16 protein-coding genes and 1 pseudogene are annotated in these 20,494 nt (G+C 63.4%); 12 read left to right on the forward strand and 5 right to left on the reverse strand.

What is annotated here, in order from left to right; all coding sequences use genetic code 11:
- Nucleotides 1-111 precede the first annotated feature (111 nt).
- From mprF to RI103_RS08945, 10 genes are all read left to right on the forward strand, one after another.
- Nucleotides 112-2,664 carry a bifunctional lysylphosphatidylglycerol flippase/synthetase MprF gene (gene mprF, locus RI103_RS08900; protein ID WP_310815199.1) on the forward strand — a complete coding sequence of 851 codons (2,553 nt, stop codon included), beginning with the start codon at nt 112-114 and terminating at the stop codon, nt 2,662-2,664.
- Nucleotides 2,661-3,923 carry an AcvB/VirJ family lysyl-phosphatidylglycerol hydrolase gene (locus RI103_RS08905; protein WP_310814968.1) on the forward strand — a complete coding sequence of 421 codons (1,263 nt, stop codon included), beginning with the start codon at nt 2,661-2,663 and terminating at the stop codon, nt 3,921-3,923. The genes mprF and RI103_RS08905 overlap by 4 nt, the downstream gene beginning before the upstream one ends.
- A 445-nt stretch (nt 3,924-4,368) precedes the next feature.
- Nucleotides 4,369-5,982, forward strand: a complete 1,614-nt coding sequence (locus RI103_RS08910) for an amino acid adenylation domain-containing protein (protein WP_310814969.1) — start codon at nt 4,369-4,371, stop codon at nt 5,980-5,982.
- A gap of 37 nt (nt 5,983-6,019) precedes the next feature.
- Nucleotides 6,020-6,280 (forward strand): acyl carrier protein, encoded by a 261-nt coding sequence (locus RI103_RS08915; RefSeq protein WP_310814970.1) that lies wholly within the window; start codon nt 6,020-6,022, stop codon nt 6,278-6,280.
- Nucleotides 6,281-6,320: 40 nt separating this feature from the next.
- Nucleotides 6,321-8,120: a serine aminopeptidase domain-containing protein gene (locus tag RI103_RS08920; RefSeq protein ID WP_409076982.1), complete on the forward strand. Its 1,800-nt coding sequence runs from the start codon at nt 6,321-6,323 to the stop codon at nt 8,118-8,120.
- Nucleotides 8,121-8,462: 342 nt separating this feature from the next.
- Nucleotides 8,463-10,037 carry a threonine ammonia-lyase, biosynthetic gene (gene ilvA, locus RI103_RS08925; protein ID WP_310814972.1) on the forward strand — a complete coding sequence of 525 codons (1,575 nt, stop codon included), beginning with the start codon at nt 8,463-8,465 and terminating at the stop codon, nt 10,035-10,037.
- A 241-nt stretch (nt 10,038-10,278) separates the two neighbouring features.
- On the forward strand, nt 10,279-11,457 hold the full coding sequence (locus tag RI103_RS08930) for a 4-hydroxybenzoate 3-monooxygenase (RefSeq protein ID WP_310814973.1): 1,179 nt from the start codon (nt 10,279-10,281) through the stop codon (nt 11,455-11,457).
- A gap of 545 nt (nt 11,458-12,002) precedes the next feature.
- Nucleotides 12,003-12,767: a ParA family protein gene (locus RI103_RS08935; protein ID WP_310814974.1), complete on the forward strand. Its 765-nt coding sequence runs from the start codon at nt 12,003-12,005 to the stop codon at nt 12,765-12,767.
- Nucleotides 12,768-13,077: 310 nt separating this feature from the next.
- Nucleotides 13,078-13,716, forward strand: a complete 639-nt coding sequence (locus RI103_RS08940; protein ID WP_310814975.1) for a glutathione S-transferase N-terminal domain-containing protein — start codon at nt 13,078-13,080, stop codon at nt 13,714-13,716.
- 415 nt (nt 13,717-14,131) lie between these two features.
- Nucleotides 14,132-14,383 carry a hypothetical protein gene (locus RI103_RS08945; protein WP_310814976.1) on the forward strand — a complete coding sequence of 84 codons (252 nt, stop codon included), beginning with the start codon at nt 14,132-14,134 and terminating at the stop codon, nt 14,381-14,383.
- 57 nt (nt 14,384-14,440) lie between these two features.
- Here the strand turns inward: RI103_RS08945 and RI103_RS08950 are convergent, their stop codons facing one another.
- Nucleotides 14,441-14,689 (reverse strand): hypothetical protein, encoded by a 249-nt coding sequence (locus RI103_RS08950; RefSeq protein WP_310814977.1) that lies wholly within the window; start codon nt 14,687-14,689, stop codon nt 14,441-14,443.
- A 60-nt stretch (nt 14,690-14,749) separates the two neighbouring features.
- Nucleotides 14,750-15,139, reverse strand: coding sequence for a hypothetical protein (locus tag RI103_RS08955; protein WP_310814978.1), 390 nt, complete (start codon nt 15,137-15,139; stop codon nt 14,750-14,752).
- 809 nt (nt 15,140-15,948) lie between these two features.
- Between RI103_RS08955 and RI103_RS08960 the strand changes: the two are divergent.
- Nucleotides 15,949-16,185: pseudogene (locus RI103_RS08960) on the forward strand (TauD/TfdA dioxygenase family protein); the annotation flags it as partial.
- 96 nt (nt 16,186-16,281) lie between these two features.
- On the opposite strand, the gene kdgR reads toward RI103_RS08960, so the two are convergent.
- The 3 genes from kdgR to kduI form a co-directional block, all read right to left on the reverse strand.
- Complete coding sequence (gene kdgR / locus RI103_RS08965; protein WP_310814979.1) at nt 16,282-17,169, reverse strand: DNA-binding transcriptional regulator KdgR; 888 nt, start codon at nt 17,167-17,169, stop codon at nt 16,282-16,284.
- A gap of 103 nt (nt 17,170-17,272) precedes the next feature.
- The gene (kduD, locus tag RI103_RS08970) at nt 17,273-18,043 is read right to left on the reverse strand and encodes a 2-dehydro-3-deoxy-D-gluconate 5-dehydrogenase KduD (RefSeq protein WP_310814980.1); all 771 of its coding nucleotides are present in this window, start codon (nt 18,041-18,043) and stop codon (nt 17,273-17,275) included.
- 54 nt (nt 18,044-18,097) lie between these two features.
- Entirely contained in the window at nt 18,098-18,934 is an 837-nt protein-coding gene (kduI, locus tag RI103_RS08975) for a 5-dehydro-4-deoxy-D-glucuronate isomerase (RefSeq protein ID WP_310814981.1), read from the reverse strand.
- Nucleotides 18,935-19,237: 303 nt separating this feature from the next.
- Here kduI and kdgT point away from each other — a divergent pair, with 303 nt between their 5' ends.
- Nucleotides 19,238-20,254: a 2-keto-3-deoxygluconate transporter gene (gene kdgT, locus RI103_RS08980; protein WP_310814982.1), complete on the forward strand. Its 1,017-nt coding sequence runs from the start codon at nt 19,238-19,240 to the stop codon at nt 20,252-20,254.
- Nucleotides 20,255-20,494 lie beyond the last annotated feature (240 nt).

The raw sequence follows: 20,494 nt of genomic DNA on the forward strand, positions 1-20,494 counted from the left end.
TGCTAATAACTGGCGACGCCGCGACGGACAATCCGTCGCGACAGCGCCGCGCAAGGCGCCGCATTGACCATGTTCCATCGATATAACAACAAATTCGACCGGCTAGGCGCGATGTTCGACCGTGCATCGAGAACGCTTGGCAACAGGGGACTTCTCTCGCCCGTGCTCGCGCTCGTGATTGGCGCGCTGCTGCTGGTCGTCCTGCAACACCTCTCGCAAGCAGTCGACTATCGCTCGGTGATGCGTCAGTTGTGTCAACTGACGCTCGGCGAGTGGACCGCCGCGCTCGGCGCGACCGCGCTCAGCTATGTGGCGCTGGTCGGTCGCGATGCAGTCGGCTTGCGCTATCTGGGCGCAGTCGTGCCGCGTACCGCGCTGTGGATCGGCGCGACCGCGGGCTCCGCGCTCGGCAATGCCACCGGTTTCGGCGCGTTGACGGGCGGCGCCGTGCGCGCGCGCGTCTACGGCGTGACCGGCGTCACGCCCGCGCAGATCGGCCGCATGACGGTGTTCACGAGTGTGTCGCTCGCGCTCGCGCTGGTGTGCATGACGGCGCTCGGCATGCTCGGCGCGGCCGGCACGCTCGCGCCGCTGCTGCATCTCGAACCCGTCGCGCTGCGTTGGAGCGGCGCGGCGCTGCTGGTCGTGCTGACGCTGGCGGCCACCGCGTGCCGCAGCGAAACGCGCCCGGTCCGCACGCGCTGGCAGTGGCTTTCGTTCGATATTCCCGCGCGCCGCGACCTGCTCGCGCAAGTGGCGCTCGCGGTGCTCGACGTGGTGGCCGCCGGCCTCGCCTTGTGGGCGCTGCTGCCGCATGCCGACGTGAGCTTCGTGACCTTCATCACGGTCTACGCCGCGGCCATGCTGCTCGGCATGATCGGCCACACGCCTGGCGGCGTCGGCGTATTCGAGGCGGCGATGGTCTTCACGCTGAGCGGCAGTGTGCAAACGCAGCAGATGGTTGCCGCGTTGCTCGCGTATCGCGCGATTTATTTCGGTGTCCCGTTGATCGTCTCGGCCGCGCTGCTCGCGGGCTTCGAAGGCCGCGCGCTGAAAGGCCGTTTGCCGCTGCAGCACGCCGCTGCCGCGTCAAAGCTCGCGCCGCTGTTTCTGAGTCTCGTCACGTTCGTGGTCGGCGGCATGCTGGTGATTTCCAGCGCGACGCCCGCGTTCTGGCAACGTATCCACATGCTGCGCGACGTGCTGCCGCTGTGGGTGCTCGAAAGCTCGCAGATGCTCTGCAGCGTGGTCGGCGTACTGCTGCTGTTCGTCGCCCGTGGTTTGCTGCGGCGGCTGGACGCCGCGTGGTGGATGACGCTCCTGCTGGCGGTGCTGAGTCTCGCGCTGTCATTGACCAAAGGTCTTGCGTTCGTCGAAGCGGGCGTGCTCGGCATGCTGATCGCGCTGCTGCTGTCCACGCGCCGGCGTTTCAACCGTCATTCGTCGCTGTTCGCGGAGCGCTTTACGGCGGGCTGGCTGGTGTCGGTCGCCATGGTGCTGATGCTCGCCACGTGGGTCATGCTGTTTGCTTTCCGCGACGTGCCCTACACGCGCGACCTGTGGTGGCAATTCGCGTTCGACGAACGCGCGCCGCGCGCGTTGCGCGCGACGCTGGCCGCGAGCCTGTTCGCCGCGACCTTCTCCTTCTGGCAGTTGCTGCGTCCCGCGCCGGGCCGCTTCGTCAAACCGGCGCCGGAAGATCTGCACGACGCGGCGCGCATCGTGCGCGCGCAGGAGCGCAGCGACGCCGGTCTCGCGCTGATGGGCGACAAGAGTTTTCTGTTCTCCGAGTCGCGCAAGGCTTTTCTCATGTATGCGAAATACGGCCGCACGTGGGCCGCTTTGCACGATCCGGTAGGGCCGCGCGAAGAGTGGGCCGGCCTGATCAGCAAGTTCGTCGCGCTCGCGCACACGCACGGTGGGCGCGCGGCGTTCTATCAGGTACGCGCCAACGCATTGCCGCTTTATCTCGACGCCGGTCTCACGCTGATGAAGCTCGGCGAGGAAGCGCACGTCGTGCTCGACGATTTCGACCTGAAGGGCTCGCATCGCGCGCATCTTCGCTATGCGCTCAAGCGCGGCGAGCGTGATGGCTTCACGGTCGAAGTGATCGATCAGGCGAACGTGCCCGCGTCGCTCGACACGCTGCGCGAGATTTCCGACGGCTGGCTCGACAGCCGCGACGCGCGCGAAAAGAGCTTCTCGGTGGCCGCCTTCACGGACGAATACCTTGCTGCCCAATCGGTGATGCTGGTGCGTCAGAACGGCGAGCCGGCCGCGTTCGTCACCTTCATGACGACCGACATGAACACCGAGGCGACGGTCGGCGTGATGCGTCATGTGGAAAGCGCGTCGCCGTATGCCATGGAATATCTGTTCACGCAGCTGGCGCTGCATCTGAAGCAGGCGGGTTTCCGCTCGCTCAGTCTCGGTATCGCGCCGCTGTCCGGCATGCAGCCCACGCCGCTGGCTTCGCGCTGGCACCGGTTCGCCGGCATCGTGTGGCGTTTCGGCGGCCGTTTCTATAACTTCCGCGGACTGCGTGCTTTCAAGAGCAAGTTCCAGCCGCATTGGGAGCCGCGCTATCTCGCGGCGTCGGGTTCGGTCGGCGTGTTCTTCACGCTCGCGGATCTGTCCTTGCTGGCAGGAGGCCGGCGTTCATGACATTGCATTCGTTGTTCAAGCTCGCTTTGGCGGCGAGCCTCGTGACTGTTGGCGCACTCGCGCAAGCGGCAACAACCACAGTGCCCGGCGGCCGTTATGGCGACGTGAGGGTGACGCAGCCGGCCGGACCGTTGCGAGGCTTCGTGGTGCTGTACTCGCAAGCGAGCGGCTGGAGCGCGGCGGACCAGCAAAGCGCCGATGCGCTCGCCAAGGCCGGTGCGTTGACCGTCGGCGTGGACACGGCTCGCTATGCCGCCAATCTGGGCGCGAAGAAAGAAGCCTGCCATCAATTGGTGGGCGATGCCGAAGCGTTGAGCCATCAACTTGAACGCCAATCGCAATCGAGCCACTATTTCGCGCCGATCGTCGCGGGCACTGGCCAGGGCGCGACGCTCGCCATGCACGTGCTCGAACAGGCGCCGTCGAACACGATTGCCGGCGCGGTCGCGGTGGATGCCGAGCACACGCTCGATGCACGCTTTCAGCCTTGCCCGCCGGACCCGACGATTATCCGCGACAAGGTGCCGGGCTTCGTCGAAAAGGCGGCCACGGGTAACGCCGATCGCGCGCGCCTCGTCGCGTTGGTCACGCCGCATTTGCAGGCCGTATCCACGAGCGACGACGACGTTTCCGATCTGCCGCTCATCGAATTGCCGGCGGCGCATCCGAACGGCCTCATGGCGATTGTGATTTCCGGCGATGGCGGCTGGCGCGATCTCGACAAGACGATCGCCCAGGCGTTGCAGAAAGACGGCGTCTCCGTGATCGGCTGGGACAGCCTGCGCTATTTCTGGAGCGAAAAGCCCCCTGCACAGACGAGCCGCGACCTCGCGCGCGTGATGCAGACTTATGGCGCGCGCTGGAACGCCCAGCATATCGCGCTGGTCGGCTATTCGTTCGGCGCGGATGTGATGCCGTTCGCCTATAACCGTCTGCCCGAAGCGCTGCGCGCGAAGGTGTCGCTGATCGCGTTGCTCGGCTTCGCGCCTGATGCCGATTTTCAGATTCGCGTGGGCGGCTGGCTCGGCATGCCGGCCAGCGACAAGGCGTTGAAGGTCCAGCCGGAATTGACGCGCGTGCCGCCCGCCATCGTGCAGTGCTTCTACGGCGAGAATGAGAAGGACACCTTGTGTCCTGCGCTGACCAAAACCGGTATCGAGGTGATTCGCACCTCGGGCGATCATCACTTTGGGGGCGATTACAATTCGCTTGAAAAGCGCATTCTCAACGCTTTCAGGAAGCAAAGCGGCGTGCATTGATCTTCGCATCGTCCGGCGTGCCGCCGAGGCGTGCCCGGACCTTCCGGCAGGCGGTACGCAAGGCAGTAAGGTGCCGCGAACCTTGATGGAAACGGCAGGCGCAGCAATCCAGGCTGAGGGCCACGTCATCCCGCGCACGGCGGGGTGCCCTCAAAGCTGATTCGTCTGTTCAGAGCGCTATCGCACATAGTGCGACCGCACCGGTAACTATGATTATTACAAAGACCTGACTGTCGGGCTGATCAAGCGATATCGCGCGACGAGCCTGCATGGCAGGGCGTCGTCCGCGTGTTTGTGCTGTGAATTCTCCTACGACAATGCAGCGCCCTGCCAGGTGGTTCAACCGCCCGGTAGTGTGCTCCCGGCATGGCTGGCATTCCCTCCGGCACGCTCGTGTGATCGGTGCGGCGACGCCAGGGCCTTGCCTCACGCATCGAGGCCGTGAATGCTGGATTCCTTCTTCTTCGATACTGCCGCGCGCGAGCCGGATCGTCCCGCGCTGTGGGTCGACGAGTGTCTGTACCGCTACGACGAAGTAGCCGCGCGGGCGCGCCGGATCGAGGCGGGCGTGTCGGCATCGCTGCCGGCCGGCAGTGCGCGCCGTTGCCTCCTGTTCGCGCATCGCAGCCTCGACGCTTATGCGGGTTTGCTAGGCATCCTCAAGGCCGGTTGCGCTTACGTGCCGCTCAATCCCCACGTGCCTGCTTCGCGTATCGCCGCCGTGATCGCGCAGTCCGGCGCACCCGTCATGCTGGTCGACCGGCGCTGCGCCGCGTTGCTCGATGAAGTGCTGTCGCTGCTGGACGAATCGCCGAAGATCTTCCTGCTGGATGATGAATGTAGGGAAGTTCAGCGCGTCTCTCAGGATTCCGGAGAAACGCACGCAGCCCGCGAGGCACTCGCCCGCGGCGTGTCCGTGCGTCCGCGCGAGGCCGAAGCCGCCACACCTCGCGCGCCGCGCGACCAGGCCTACATTCTGTTCACATCAGGCTCGACCGGCGCGCCCAAGGGCGTACCGATCTCTCACGAGAATGCGTGCGCCTACGTGACGGGGCAAATGCATCGGATCGACAGGCAGCCCGGCGCGCGCTACGCGCAGTTCTGCGAGCTTTCGTTCGACCCGTCGGTGCACGACATGTTCGTGTGCTGGGCGAACGGCGCATGCCTGTATGTACCGAAGACCGTCGAGCCGATCTACAACGCGGCCTTCATCAAGGAACACGCGATCACACACTGGAACAGCGTGCCCTCGGTCGCCGCCTTCATGCAGCAGTTCCGCAAGCTGCAACCGGACGAATTTCCCAGCCTGCGCATGACGCTGTTCGGCGGTGAACCGTTGCCGCGTTCGCTTGTGCAAGCCTGGCTGCGCGCCGCGCCGAATAGCCGGGTTCTGAACCTGTACGGGCCGACTGAAGCGACCGTTGCGTGCGCCGCATTCGAAGTCACCGCGGAATTTCTCGCGGATCCGCGACACGCGGTGATGCCGCTTGGCGGCGCTTTGCCGGGCATGGAACTGTTGATCGTGGACGCCGCGCTCGAACCGGTCGCGCCGGGCGTCAGCGGCGAATTGCTGATCGGCGGTCCGCAGGTCGCGTCGGGCTATCTGCTGCTGGACGACCCCGGCAACAGCCGCTTCATTTCGACGATGTATCCGGGCCGCCGCGCGTCGCGCTGGTATCGGAGCGCCGATGCCGCGCGCGAGGTGGTCGGTCAGGGAATCGTATTTCAAGGCCGGCTGGATACGCAGATCAAGATTCGTGGCAATCGCATCGAACTCGAAGAAGTCGAGCATGTGGTCCGCTCGTGCAGTCAGGCGGCGCTGTGCGCGGTCATCGCGTGGCCTGTCGACGAAGCGGGCCGCGCGGGTGGCCTGATCGCTTTCGTAACGCATACGCCGTGCAGTGCCGCGCAGATTCTGCAGGGGTGCCGTCAGCGCTTGCCGGTGTATGCCGTGCCGCAACGGATCGTGATGCTCGATACGTTGCCGCTGAACGTCAACGGCAAGGTGGACAGAAGGGCGCTCGCCGGACAGTGCGTCAGCGGCGATGTGGTCATCTGACGCCGTCATTAAACATTGAAGTATCGGGGGAAACAGAATGAAGACTCATGTGCGCCGTATTCTTCACGAAACTGCCTGTCTTGCCGTACCGATCGATACAGTCGGCGATGAAGACGATCTCTACGCCGCGGGTTTGTCCTCGCTCGGCGCCGTCCGCGTGATGATGGCCATCGAGGAGGAATTCCCCATTGAAATCCCAGGCGCGCTGATCACGCACGAGTTGTTCCAAAGTATCGATTCCCTCGCAAGCGCGCTTGCGCACATCGTGCCGGAGGCGTCGATTGCAACGCGAACCTGAAGTCGCGCTAATGGAGGCGATCGTACCGGCTCGCGTCACCATGACCCCGGTCACGTTCGACGGCTGTTTCGGATGGCTGCATCGTCCGGCAGACGCGCAACCCGAGACGGGCGTGGTGCTGTGCAATCCGTTCGGCTACGAAGCCCTGTGCACCTATCGCGGCTGGCGCGATCTCGCCGACAGGCTCGCCGCGCGCGGCATCGCGGTGCTGCGCTTCGACTATCCCGGCACTGGCGATTCGAGCGCCAACGAAGACGATCCGCAGCGCCTGCGTGCGTGGCTCGACAGCATCAAGGCGGCCGCGCTCTGGCTGCGCGCCGAGACCGCGGTGACGCGCCTGAGCCTGTGCGGACTGCGTCTGGGCGCGACGCTGGCGGCACTCGCCGCCGAGGAAATGGGTGGCGTCGACGATCTGGCTCTGCTCATGCCGGTGAGTTCGGGCAAGGGTTACATCCGCGAGCTGGAGCTTCAGCATCAGAGTTGGCTCAGCGCGCAACATGCGCTCGGACTCGGCCTCGATGCGGAGACCTCGCATACGGTTGGCGCACATGGCTTCCGTCTCTATCCCGATACGCTCGAGACGCTCGCGAAGGTCGATCTCGAACGGACCATGCAATGTCCCGCGCGGCGTGTGCTGCTGCAGGACCTGAACGAGAGCGCGCGTCTGAAGCGGATGGCGGCGCGCTATCAGACGCTCGACGCTCAAACGGAACTGCAGTTTTTCGGCGAATACGGCAAGTTCCTGGTCAATCCCAGTTACAGCGAAACGCCGCAACAGGCGTTCGCGAGCGTCCTCGAATGGCTGGCTGCCGGCGCGCTCACGGAGCGCGAGACGGCCGTCGACATGCTTGCAGGCGCAACCACCGCGCGGATCGATTTCGCGCACGGACACGAAACGCCCGTGGTGTTCGAGGGCGGCAGCTATGCCGGCGTGTTCTGTCAGCCGCTGCACGCGCTTGAAGGTGCGCCGGCTGTATTGTTCGTCAATACGGGCGGTGTGCACCGGATCGGCGACGGCCGTTTCACAGTGTTAATGGCGCGCTATCTGGCGGCTCGCGGCATCGCCTCGTTGCGCATGGACTTGAGCGGCCTCGGCGATAGTGTGCGGCGTGACGCTGCGCTGTCGCTCGATCAGGTCTACGCGCAATTCGCGGTCGCGGATGCGAGGGCCGGCGTCGATTGGCTCATGGCGGCGGGGCATCCGAAGACCGTGATGTTCGGCGTGTGCACGGGCGCGTATGTCAGCCTCTATACGGCGCGCGCTCATCCGGCCGTGGTGGGCTGCGCGGCTGTCAATCTGCCGTTTTTTACGTGGGACAGCGCACGCACGCGGCCGGGCGCGCGGCACGTGGCGGCGAGTGTCGTCTATCGACGCGCCATGCGCAATCCGCGCAAGTGGCTGCGTCTGCTGACCGGTCAGGCAAATGGCCGGATGATCGCGATCGAACTCGCGCGGCGTCTGGGTGCGCGCATTTCCGCGCGCGCCGGCACAGCGCTCGAGTGGCTGCTCGGCCAGCGCACGCCGGGCGGCGTGGTGCGCGGACTCATGCGCGACCTGGAGCGCAAGGGCGTACAGACATCGTTGTTGTACGGTTCGCTCGACGAAGGACTGGACGCACTGGAAATTCATTTCGGACCCCGTGGCAATCGCTTGAGCACGCTGAAGAACATCGACGTGACATTGATCGGCAAGGTCGATCACGCGCTCTTTTCACGGACCGCGCGCAACATGGTGATGGCGCAGTTCGAACAGTTTCTGCGCGAGCGTGTGTTAAATCCGCGGCATTCGCCCGCTGTGCCGGAGCGCAGTTTGCGCGTCGCGCACGCGCAGCGGCGTTGAGATCGTCACGATGATGAACGGATGGTCTGCGAGGTTATTCGTTACGGCCCGTAAGCACGGGTCCGAACGTATCTCGCAGGCACGCAGAGCGCACGCCGCGGCGCGCATTGCAATCGACGGGGATTGACAAAGCGCCTCAAGTCAACGAAGATCCAACGCATGAACTGCCTCGACATCCGTATTGCGCTGATTATTAGCATCATTCATCGAATGGTGGGTTAGCGCGCGTCTGATAGCAGTGACACATAACCCGCCCCACGAGGCGGGTTTTTTTATGTCCGCTTGCAGCCTGCCTCCTGGTGAACTCTCTGCTAACTCGTCCTTGCCGCACAGGAGCTTGCCTTGTCGTTACACGAACTCAAACGGGCGGCCGAAGCCGCCGATAGCGTCGCGCTTCGTCACGACTACCTGAAGAAAACCCTGACCGCGCGCGTCTACGACGTGGCCCGCGAGACCGAACTCGAACGCGCGCCGAATCTGTCGGCGCGTCTGCGCAACCCGGTCTACCTGAAGCGCGAGGACAACCAGCCGGTGTTCTCGTTCAAGGTGCGCGGCGCGTACAACAAGATGGCGCATATTCCTCCTGAAGCGCTGGAACGTGGGGTGATTACGGCGTCGGCGGGCAATCACGCGCAGGGCGTGGCTTTGTCCGCGGCGCGCATGGGTGTGAAGGCGATCATCGTGGTGCCGGTCACCACGCCGCAGGTGAAGGTCGATGCGGTGCGCGCGCACGGCGGGCCGACCGTCGAAGTGGTGCAGTTCGGCGAGTCGTATAGCGACGCGTATGCACACGCGGTGAAGCTCCAGGAAGAGCGCGGCCTGACCTTCGTGCATCCGTTCGACGATCCCTATGTAATCGCCGGCCAGGGCACGGTGGCGATGGAGATTCTCAGCCAGCATCAGGGCCCGATTCACGCGATCTTCGTGCCGATCGGCGGCGGTGGACTCGCGGCAGGCGTGGCCGCGTACGTGAAATCCGTGCGCCCGGAGATCAAGGTGATCGGCGTGCAGACCGATGATTCGTGCGCGATGGCCGCGTCGCTCAAAGCGGGCGAGCGGGTCACGCTCAACGAAGTGGGTCTGTTTTCGGACGGCACGGCGGTGAAGCTGGTGGGTGAAGAAACCTTCCGCCTGTGCAGCGAGTATCTCGACGACGTGCTGCTAGTGAATACCGACGCGCTATGCGCCGCGATCAAGGACGTGTTCCAGGACACGCGCAGCGTGCTGGAACCCGCGGGCTCGCTCGCGGTGGCGGGCGCGAAACAGTATGCGGAGCGCGAAGGCATCGAGAACCAGACGCTGATCGCGATCACGTCGGGCGCGAACATGAACTTCGACCGCATGCGTTTCGTCGCCGAACGCGCCGAAGTCGGCGAAGCGCGCGAAGCGGTGTTCGCCGTGACGATCCCCGAAGAGCGTGGCAGTTTCCGGCGCTTTTGCGAACTGGTGGGTACACGCAGCGTCACCGAATTCAACTACCGCATTGCCGATGCGAACTCCGCCCATATCTTCGTGGGCGTGCAGATCAGGAATCGCAGCGAGTCGGCGCAGATCGCGGGCGCGTTCGAAGCGCACGGCTTCGCCACGGTCGATCTGACGTTCGACGAACTCTCCAAGCAGCACATCCGCTATATGGTCGGCGGGCGCTCGCCTCTGGCGCACGACGAACGTCTGTTCCGTTTCGAGTTCCCGGAGCGACCGGGCGCGCTGATGAAATTCCTCTCGTCGATGGCGCCGAACTGGAATATCAGCCTGTTCCACTATCGCAACCAGGGCGCGGACTACAGTTCGATTCTGGTCGGCATCCAGGTGCCCGAAAGCGAGAACGAGGCGTTCGACCGTTTTCTCGCCACGCTCGGCTATCCGAACTGGGAAGAGACGCAGAACCCGGTGTATCGCCTGTTTCTCGCGTCGTAGCGTGGCTTGGGGTTTACCTTGAGCTAGCGCAACGCCACACGAAGGATGAGTCATCGGACGGATGGGCCAACAGCCCCGTCCAGACGGCGTTAGGACTCGATTCCGTCTATCGGCTGCATGTGCCTGCCCAAGGCTCCTATCTTAAAATAGGATACAGCCTATCCACCATATCGCGTTGCGCGATATGGTGCGTGATCGTCAAACTGAGCGCAAATCTAACGCCGCATTCAGGAGACAACTCATGCGCACCCAAGTTGGCATCATCGGTGCCGGGCCTGCGGGCCTGCTTCTTTCCCATCTTCTTCATCTGCGCGGTATCGACTCCGTCGTGCTCGAGTCGCGCAGTCGCGATCAGATCGAATCCACTATCCGCGCCGGCGTGCTCGAACAAGGCACGATGGACCTGTTGACCGAAGCCGGCGTCGGTGCACGGATGAAAGCAGAAGGCGCGCTGCATCACGGCTTCGAGTTGGCTTTCGAAGGCAAGCGGCGGCGCATCGATCTGACCGGCCTCACGGGGCATTCGATCACGGTCTACGCGCAGCACGAAGTCATCAAGGATCTCGTCGCGGCACGCGTGGCCGACGATGGCAAGCTGCGCTTCGGCGTCTCGGAGACGTCGATTCACGGCATCGACACGGATAAGCCATCGATCCGTTATCGCCACGATGGCGAAGCATACGAACTGCAATGCGACTTCGTGATCGGCTGCGACGGTTCGCAAGGCGTGTCGCGTGCATCGATTCCGCAGGCGTTGCGCAAGGATTTCGAACGCGTGTACCCGTTCGGTTGGTTCGGTATCCTGTGCGAAGGGCCGCCGTCATCGGATGAATTGATCTACGCGCGTCACGAACGCGGCTTCGCGCTGATCAGCACGCGCTCGTCGAATGTGCAGCGCATGTATTTCCAGTGCGATCCGAAGGATTCGGTCGAGAACTGGTCCGACGACCGGATCTGGGCGGAATTGCACGCACGAGTCGATTCGCACGACGGCCAGAAAATCGTCGACGGCAAGATCTTTCAGAAGAACATTGTCGGCATGCGCAGTTTCGTGTCGAACACCATGCAACATGGCCGGCTCTTTCTCGCGGGCGACGCCGCGCATATCGTGCCGCCCACCGGCGCGAAGGGCATGAACCTGGCGGTGGCCGACGTGCGCGTGCTGACCGGGGCGCTGAACGCGTTCTACGTCGAGAATCGCACGGATCTGCTCGACAATTACAGCGCGACCGCGCTCAAACGCATCTGGCGCGCCGAGCATTTTTCGTACTGGATGACCAGCATGATGCACCGTATCGAGGGCGCGTCGCCTTTCGAACAGCAGCTTCAGGTGGCCGAACTCGAGTATGTGACGACATCGCGGGCGGCGGCCACGGTAATGGCGGAAAACTACGTCGGCATCGCAGGCGCGCAAGCGTGAGCGGGTAGGGCGCGTGGCATTGGGCTCGAACGTTCCCAGCTCGCTTGAAGCGCCGATGAACAGCATATTGGCCGCCGAGACACGTTCGCGCCTGGCGTCGGCGTGGCGAGCTGAATCAGGGCTGAACGGCTGTCGACGCTCACCATATCGCTAGCGCCGGCGATCACCAGCGCGTCCAGCGACGGGGCGAACGACCTGGACCGCGCGAAGACCATGGTCGCGAGCCCGAACGCGCCAGCGGCGGCAAGTGGTTTGAGTCCAATGCGCCCGTCGAAGTCGTAATGAACCTGAATCAGCCCGCAGGGACAGGCTCCCGCCGCGGGGCGCGCCGCGCAGCATACCGAGGCGCCCGTGGAATTCGAAGTCGTGCTGAACGCGACCTACATCGATCGAAAAATTCGCCGCGTGTGGGAATTGACCTGGCCAGATTGGACTCAGCTAAAGACCTTCGAGAACTATTCATAAGGACCGCGCCTCGCGTTGTCATTTTGCCAGGGTAAGCTGTGCCTTTTTAGCGCGTTCTTCAAAAAAAGGGGCAGAGGTCCATGCGGCGTGTCATATTCAACCAGAAGGGCGGTGTGGGCAAATCGACCATCGTATGCAACCTGGCGGCCATCAACGCCAGCGAGAATCTGCGTACGCTGGTCATCGATCTCGACCCGCAAGGCAACTCGAGCCAGTATCTTCTTGGCAAGCAGGCCAGCGATCTCAAACCCAACGTCGCGGACTTCTTCGAAACGGCCTTGAGCTTCAGTTTCAGACCGACGCCGGCCTCGACGTTCATTCACCGCACGCCGTTCGAAAACCTCGATGTGATGCCCTCTCATCCGGATCTCGACACGCTCCACGGCAAGCTCGAATCGCGCTACAAGATCTACAAGCTGCGTGACGCGTTGAACGAGCTGGATGAGTACGATGCGATCTACATCGATACGCCGCCCGCGCTGAATTTCTACACGCGCTCCGCGCTGATCGCGGTTGACCGCTGTTTGATTCCGTTCGATTGTGACGACTTTTCACGCCGCGCGTTGTACACGCTGCTCGACAATGTCAAGGAGATTCAGCAGGACCACAATCCCGGCCTGGAAGTCGAGGGAATCGTGATCAACCAGTTTCAGCCGCGCGCGAGTCTGCCGCTTCAACTGGTCGAGGAACTGATCAGCGAGGGCTTGCCTGTGCTGGAGTCGCGATTGTCGACGTCCGTGAAAATTCGCGAGTCGCATCAGTACGCGAAGCCGATGATTCACTTCGATCCTCGTCACAAGCTCGCCCACGAATTCATGGCGTTGCATCGGGAATTGATCGGATAGTGGGCGCCGCTGACTAACACGGCCGCCACGCTCCTCCAGCTGACCGAACACCCCGTTCTGCATGAATGCCAGTAGCCGCGCTCGCTAGCGTGTCGCCCCCAGCTGCGATCGCGATCTTTGCCCGTGCCGCACTCGCGGCGAGCGCATGGCCGGGCCGCCGGATCGTCGACGTGGACGATCCGGGCGCTTGCGGCCATCGCATCGATCATCTTTCTTTCGCGGTCGAAAATGAATCCCCTGATCGCTCTGTTTGCCGCGCGGCCCGTGAATGTGATAATCGGCTGTGTTCTCTAGCTAACGAGGTATGGCAATGCAAGTTTATGGCAGACGCAGTTCGATCAACGTGCAGAAGGTGCTGTGGTGTCTCGCTGAATTGGGCTTCGAGGAAGGGCGGGAGTTTTCGCGGATCGATGCGGGATTGGAGTACGGCGTGATCGACACGCCGCAGTATCGTGCGCTCAATCCGAACGGACTGGTGCCCACGCTGGTCGACGGCGAGTGCGTGGTGTGGGAGTCGAATACGATTGTCCGTTATCTGGCCGCGAAATACGACGCGCAGACGCTATTGCCGTCCGACCCGGCTGCCCGTGCCGACGTCGAGCACTGGATGGACTGGCAACTCGGCACGCTCTGGGCGACATTGCGCGTCGCGTTTTTGGGGCTGACGCGCGTGCCGGAAGCGCAACGGGACTACGACGCCATCAGGCGTTCATACCGTGAGGCAACACGGCTTCTGGGCATTGCCGACGCGGTCCTCGAAAAACACGACTATCTCGCGCAGGATCGCTTTACGGCGGCCGATATCGGCGTCGGCCTCGCGGCGCACCGCTGGGTGCAACTGGGGGAACGGTTCGCCGGCACGTTGGAGGCGCCGCAGCCGTTGCCTTCGCTGGATCGATGGCTTCAGACGGTCACGGGCAGGCCGGCGTTTTCCGCGGCGGTCGTCTAGTCACTGAAGAGGGCACGAGGCGCGGCAAATGCGCGCCTCGCCAGATCACAACGCGGCGAATATTGCCGACAATAACCGTCCCGAACAGAACCCATTTGATTAGTGCGTTGGCCCGTGCCACGCTTTGATACGCGTTTCAAACGGGTCGCGCTGCGTACTGCTGCACCGCAAAAACGCGACTATGCGCGCAATGACGAACAGTCTCTCCATTGCTGTGCGAAAGACGGCGAATTTCGAGCAGATGAAATTTAAAAAACGCTCACTGATCAGCCGTTTTTCATTGTAGTGGCAGCAGCAACACTGAATTTAGAATTGGCGGATTTATCCCGCCGCGCTGGCCACCTACACTCTACCTACCGCTGCAACAACAGCCCCATCCGCGGCGCGTAGAAAGACAATCTCTGGAGGTGGTTTCATGAAGTCGCTCATTCAAGCCGTTGTTATCGCCGTTGTTCTTGCCGCGCCGGTAGCCTCGTTCGCTCAGTCGTCCAATGAGCCTGCATCGCCAGACGCACAGGCTGCGCAAGCGCAGGCCTCGAGCCAGCAAGGCGCCGCTCAGGCCGACAACAGCGGATATGGTTCAGCCAGCGTTGGCACGTGGCAAGCAGGTCAGAGTAACGACACGACGGTCAGTTCGTACTCGCCGCCGATTCACAACGCGCGTTAAGCGAGTCACGAAGCGCGCGGCGAGCGCATCGCCGCGCGCAAGACAAACTCCCTTCTTCTATGGCGTGCGCAATAGTGTCATCTCGTTGTGCAGCAGCGCCAGCAAATCATCATCGCTAGGCCGCGTGCCCCAATGCCGCGCACCCGCCACTGACGCAATCGCGATCCACGAGTGAGGTGGAAACCATTCGCGCAACAGTGCGCCGTCCTGACGCAAACACAATTGACCGGTTTGTTCGCTGTATTCGGCGCAGATCAGCGTGTCGTTGATTTGCGCGGTGACTCGTCTTGGATCGCTGCGTAGCAAATCGTCGCTCCTGCAGAAGGCGTGGCGCGAATGCGTGCACGCATGGCGGCGGCCTGGGTATCAATGATCGCCGTGGCCACGACCGTGGTCGTGGCCGTCGTCGTCGCCATGACCATGCCAGCCGTTGTCGTGACCGCGCCAGTCGCCGTGCGGACCACGCGCCTCATGCCACTCGCGTCCGCCGTGATGACGTTCTTCCCAATCGCGCCGTTCCCAGTAGCGGTGGCCGTCGTAATAACGCTCGCCGTACCAGCCCGGACTTACCACGACCACCGGGGGAGCCGGTGCATAGACCGGCGGCGGGGCATACACGGGTTCGGGCGCATAAGCGACGCCCGGAATGCCGATGTTCACGCCCACATCGACGTGGGCCAGCGCGACCGACGATGCGCCGATTCCGAGACCCGCGACGATTGCCATGGACAGCCAGCGGTTTTGTGATTGGTTCATGTTTTAGTTCCGGCTTCTATGTGGTGAGTGGAAAGTCTTGCGCGGCTCGCGCTCAATAGTGGTCGTGATCGTGATAGTGCTCGTGGTAGCCGCCTGCCGGAACCACGATGCAACCGCCCAATGCACTGCCGAGCGTGACGGTCAGAATGACCAGCGCGAAAAATCTTTTCATGACGTTGCTCCTGTTTCCTTGTGACCCGAACTCTACTGAGCCGCGGCATTCTCGGTGTGTTTGTGTGTAACAGGACGTGTCGATAGCGATGTATGCGGGCGAGATGCGCGTCGCGTGAATAGCGTGCGTCGCGGCGCAGCGAGGAGATAGGGCTCGGCGAGCAGTTGCGCGCGCAAGCCATTGAACGCGTTGTGGAAAAGACGGCGTGGTCGAGCGTCTCGCGGGTTGCGGCGGGTTGAATGGCGCGTGTCGTGGCAGCCGTTAAGTGTGCGGCGGGACGCTCCATCGCGGCTAGGCCGTACGGATACATTCGGTTGCAGACTAGCTTGCCGACGGGCATTCCCTACCGATTTATCGGACGCAACCATGCGTGCCCATGCGTTCGCGCGATGCGCGCGCTTCGATAGCGAACAGGCGCGACAGCATCGCGTTTATATCGACGCCATCGCGGCCATGCCCGACCTTCATGACGTCGCATGTGATAAGCACATGAAAAACAAGTGTTTTACGCGCGCCGCCGGGACTGGTTAGATCGCAGGGTCCGCTGTTCGTCAGCCGCTCCAGTTTTATTCGCATTCTTGCCGGTCAGCGCCGACCTTTCGCGTCCTCGACCGTCCCAACCCAGGAGTTGCATAGCATGTCGAACCTCAGTCTCGCGACGTCCAACGCACCGGACATTCATCCCGTCACCGGCCGCATCGGCGCGGAGATTCGCGGCGTACGCCTGTCGAGCCAACTCGAGCCGGCCACCGTCGAAGCAATTCGTGCGGCGCTGGTACGTCACAAGGTGATATTTTTCCCCGGCCAGACGCACTTGCAGGACGCCGATCAGGAAGCCTTCGCCAGGCTGCTCGGAGAGCCGGTCTCGCATCCCTGAAGGGCGACGTGCCGGTCAGTGTCGACGGCCGCCGCAGCTTCACGCGCAGCGTGCTGCCGAATCCAGCGGCAAAGGCGGCTTGAGGTTCAGCCGCTATTCAGCGACAAGCTGCTCCGGCGCCGTCGTCTCGCGATAACCGAGTCGCGTCGAGATCGCGAGGCCCGACTGCCTGAGCAGCGCGACATAGTGCGACTTCGTGTCGGCGCCGCATCGCATGGTCGGAAACGAAATCGACAAGCCGGCGACGACGCGGCCGAAGCGGTCGAACACCGGCACCGCGAGACACTGCAGACCTTCTTCCTGCTCCTCGTTGTCCTCGCCGTAGCCTTGCTCGCGCACGCGCGGCAAGATGCTCAGCACGGCTTCGGCGGATGAGAGCGTCTTTTGCGTCGACTTGCGGAATTCGACGTGCGAGAGCACTTCGCGCGCGTCGGCCGGGTCCATCCACGCGAGCAGCACCTTGCCGATCGCCGTGCTGTGCAGCGGATTGCGCCGACCGATGCGCGATTGCATGCGCAACCCGTAGTCGGCGTCGATCTTGTGAATATAGATGATGGCGTCTTCGTCGAACGCGCCCAGGTGCACCGCCTCGCGGGTCGCCGCGCCGATACGGCGCATCTCGACGTCGGCCTCGCGCACCAGATCGACGCTCTCCAGCGCCTTCGCGCCGAGTTCGAACAGGCGGATGGTCAGCCGGTAGCGCTCCGTTTCGACTTCCTGCGTCACGTAGCCGAGCGCCTTCAGCGTCTGGATCACGCGGTGCACGGTGGTTTTCGACATGCCGAGCCGTTGTGACAATTCGCTGATGCCGATCTGCCCGCCGTCGCCGATCGCGCCGAGAATTGCGAAGACGCGGCCAATCGACGAGGCCGATTCGCCCTTGTCGCAAACCATGCCGCCCATGCCGCCGTAGTCGGCGTTCTCCGCGTCCTGCGCGTGCGCGGTGTCGTCGTCCTTGCGTTGTTTGCCTGTTGCTGCCATTTCCGTCTTCCCTGTCTATACGTTCCCGCGACGTTGCCTGCGATGCCGGTGCATGCGCCGGCGAGGCGCCGAGAGCATACCGCGTCCGGCGCCCGCTGCCGAGTCAGCGCGCGAGCCAGCCGCCGTCCACCGCCAGTGTATGCCCATGCACATAGTCCGAAGCGGACGACGCGAGGAACACCACCGGTCCCGCGAGATCGTCCGGCGTGCCCCAGCGGGCGGCAGGAATACGGCTGAGAATCTCGTCGTTGCGCTGGGCGTCGTCGCGCAGCGCCGCTGTGTTCGCGGTCGCCATGTAGCCGGGCGCGATCCCATTGACGTTGATGCCGTGCGCCGCCCATTCGTTCGCGAGCAGCCGCGTGAGACCCAGTACGCCGCTTTTGGCCGCCGTATAGGATGCGACGCGGATGCCGCCTTGAAACGATAGCATCGACGCGACGTTGATGATCTTGCCGCCGCTTTGCTGTTTGACGAACTGCCGCGCGGCGGCCTGCGAGAGAAAGAACAGGCTCTTCAGATTGACGTCCACCACGGCGTCCCAGTCGGCTTCGGTGAAATCGAGCGCGTCCTCGCGGCGGATGATGCCCGCGTTGTTCACCAGCACGTCGATGCGCCCAAACGCTTCGACAGCGGCGCGCACGATGTCCCCGACCGGCGCGATCGAACCGAGATCGGCGCGCACGTCGGCGAAGCGGCGTCCGCAGGCTTCGACACGCGCGGCGGTGTCGCCGGCATCGGCCCGGCTCACGCCGACAATGTCGCAACCGGCCGCGGCGAGCGCGACCGCCATGCCGGCGCCGAGGCCCGTATTGCTGCCGGTGACGATGGCGACGCGGCCGGTGAGATCAAAGGGGTTCACGGTGTTCGAGCCCATGTCGTGCGGTCGTAGTGGCTGAGGAGTCAGAAAGCGGAGCGAGAAAGCGGCCCATCAACGCAGGTCCCGAACCGCAATGTGATCCATGTCGCTGAACACCTGGTTTTCCCCGACCATGCCCCAGATGAACGTGTACGCCTGCGTGCCGACGCCGGAGTGAATCGACCAGCTCGGCGAGATCACCGCCTGCTCGTTGTGCACGAGAATGTGCCGCGTCTCGTTCGGCTCGCCCATCATGTGAAAGACAGCGGCGTCGGCGGCGATGTTGAAATAGAAATACACCTCCATGCGGCGCTCGTGCGTATGGCACGGCATCGTGTTCCACAGGCTGCCCGGTTCGAGCTTGGTCATGCCCATGGAAAGCTGGCAGGTGCGCAGCACCTCGGGAACGATGAACTTGTAGATGGTGCGGCGGTTGCTCGTGGCGGAGTCGCCGAGAGTCTGCGGCGAGGCTTGCGCAAGCGAGATCGTGCGGGTCGGATACGACGTGTGAGCGGGCGCGCAGTTCAGGTAGAACTTCGCGGGACGCGCGGCGTCGTCGCTGCCGAACGCGATGGCCTGCGCACCCTTGCCGATATAGATCGCCTCTTCATTGCGCACCGTGTGGCGGGTGCCGTCCACGTCGACCCAGCCGTCGCCGCCAATGTTGATCGCGCCGAGTTCGCGCCGCTCCAGCAGATAGCTCACGCCGATCGCCTTGCCGAGCGAACCCGGCACCTCGACCACGCGCGCCACCGGCATCACGCCGCCCACGATGATCCGGTCGATATGGCTATAGGTGAGCTTCAGCGCATCGCGCTCGAACACCTGATCCACCAGAAACGCTTTGCGCAGCCCTTCGGTATTCAGCGTGTTTGCGTATTCGCTGTTGATGGCCTGTCTCACTTCCATTGTTCGTTCTCCGCTCAGTTGGCGCGCCTTGCCGCGTGTCGATGCAGGCGCCGTTGTGGGCTCGACTGTAGCGCAGAAATATGGATTCGGAACAGCGGTCCGAAAATATTGAGTCGCCGCATCACGACTGGCAAGGCTTTGCAAAGACACACGGGTAAACGATGAGCGCAATTTCTCACGGAATCGGAACGCCGTTCCTATTCTGATGCTATATTGCGCCGAAAGGGAACAGCCCGGCGCCAGAACGGGACATTACCCAGGGTGAATTACCCGATAACTGGACGCGAAGTCCATGGAGGAGGCATGAAGCTCAAGAAGGCCATCGACCGCATTCCTGGCGGCCTGATGTTGGTGCCGTTGCTGCTCGGCGCCTGCGTCCACACGTTTGCGCCGGGCGCGGGCAAGTACTTCGGCTCGTTCACCAATGGCTTGATCAGCGGCACCGTGCCGATTCTGGCGGTGTGGTTCTTCTGCATGGGCGCGACCATCGATCTGCGGGCGACCGGCACGGTGCTGCGCAAATCGGGCACCCTGCTGGTGACGAAAATGCTCGTGGCGTGGATCGCGACGATCATCGCCTCGCACTTCATTCCGATCGACGGCGTCAAGGCGGGGCTCTTTGCCGGTCTCTCGGTGCTGGCGATCACGACGTCGATGGACATGACCAACGGCGGCCTCTACGCGGCCGTGATGCAGCAATACGGGACCAAGGAAGAGGCGGGCGCCTTCGTTTTGATGTCGATCGAATCGGGGCCGCTTGTCAGCATGATCATTCTCGGCGCGACCGGCGTGGCGTTCTTCGAGCCGCGGCTTTTTGTCGGCGCCGTGCTGCCGTTTCTGATCGGCTTCGCGCTGGGCAATCTGGACGGCGAACTGCGCGAATTCTTCGGCCGTTGCGTGCATCCGCTGATTCCGTTCTTCGGCTTCGCGCTCGGCAACGGCATCGACCTCAGCGTGATCGCGAAAAGCGGCTTGCCGGGCATCGTGCTGGGTCTCGGCGTGATCGTCGTGACGGGCATTCCGCTGATTCTCGCCGACCGCTGGATCGCGGGCGGCAATGGCGCGGCGGGGTTGGCGGCTTCGTCAACGGCGGGGGCCGCGGTGGCGAATCCGGCGATCATCGGCGAGATGATTCCGAGCTTCAGGCCGCTGGTGCCGGCCGCGACCGCGATGGTCGCGACGGCCTGTCTCGTGACGGCCATTCTGGTGCCGATCCTCACCGCGATGTGGGTGCGCCGGCATCATGCGCGCGATGCGTTACGCGAGGAGTTCGCGGCGGCGAATACACCGCCGCTCAACGAGCGTGACGTGCATGTGTAGAGCAGGGTGATGGCGGCTCGCTCGCGCTGACGGTGCCGGGTCCGGGGGCAAGCGTCAGTTTCATAGTCCACCGTTACCCGTTCGCGGCGGCGTCGAGCAGACCTCGTGCGTGTGCCTGCCGAAGAGCGGCCGGAGCTCAGCGGTCTTGCCAGTCAGCAGTAGGCTGGATGAGCCTTGAGATCGTATCGTTCATGACAATAAAAAAGGTCCGCGAGCAATAGCTCGCGGACCCGGTACGGT

This window comes from Paraburkholderia sp. FT54 (assembly GCF_031585635.1).
Classification (GTDB): domain Bacteria; phylum Pseudomonadota; class Gammaproteobacteria; order Burkholderiales; family Burkholderiaceae; genus Paraburkholderia.

Bases quoted from the DNA above. Each gene is read 5' to 3' on its own strand.
- RI103_RS08930 (WP_310814973.1), top strand. From the start codon at position 10,279: ATGCGCACCCAAGTTGGCATCATCGGTGCCGGGCCTGCGGGCCTGCTT.
- RI103_RS08935 (WP_310814974.1), top strand. From the start codon at position 12,003: ATGCGGCGTGTCATATTCAACCAGAAGGGCGGTGTGGGCAAATCGACC.
- kduD (WP_310814980.1), bottom strand. From the start codon at position 18,043: ATGGGCTCGAACACCGTGAACCCCTTTGATCTCACCGGCCGCGTCGCC.
- RI103_RS08920 (WP_409076982.1), top strand. From the start codon at position 6,321: ATGACCCCGGTCACGTTCGACGGCTGTTTCGGATGGCTGCATCGTCCG.
- RI103_RS08915 (WP_310814970.1), top strand. From the start codon at position 6,020: ATGAAGACTCATGTGCGCCGTATTCTTCACGAAACTGCCTGTCTTGCC.
- RI103_RS08905 (WP_310814968.1), top strand. From the start codon at position 2,661: ATGACATTGCATTCGTTGTTCAAGCTCGCTTTGGCGGCGAGCCTCGTG.
- kdgT (WP_310814982.1), top strand. From the start codon at position 19,238: ATGAAGCTCAAGAAGGCCATCGACCGCATTCCTGGCGGCCTGATGTTG.
- RI103_RS08910 (WP_310814969.1), top strand. From the start codon at position 4,369: ATGCTGGATTCCTTCTTCTTCGATACTGCCGCGCGCGAGCCGGATCGT.
- kdgR (WP_310814979.1), bottom strand. From the start codon at position 17,169: ATGGCAGCAACAGGCAAACAACGCAAGGACGACGACACCGCGCACGCG.
- kduI (WP_310814981.1), bottom strand. From the start codon at position 18,934: ATGGAAGTGAGACAGGCCATCAACAGCGAATACGCAAACACGCTGAAT.
- RI103_RS08945 (WP_310814976.1), top strand. From the start codon at position 14,132: ATGAAGTCGCTCATTCAAGCCGTTGTTATCGCCGTTGTTCTTGCCGCG.
- RI103_RS08955 (WP_310814978.1), bottom strand. From the start codon at position 15,139: ATGAACCAATCACAAAACCGCTGGCTGTCCATGGCAATCGTCGCGGGT.
- RI103_RS08940 (WP_310814975.1), top strand. From the start codon at position 13,078: ATGCAAGTTTATGGCAGACGCAGTTCGATCAACGTGCAGAAGGTGCTG.
- mprF (WP_310815199.1), top strand. From the start codon at position 112: ATGTTCGACCGTGCATCGAGAACGCTTGGCAACAGGGGACTTCTCTCG.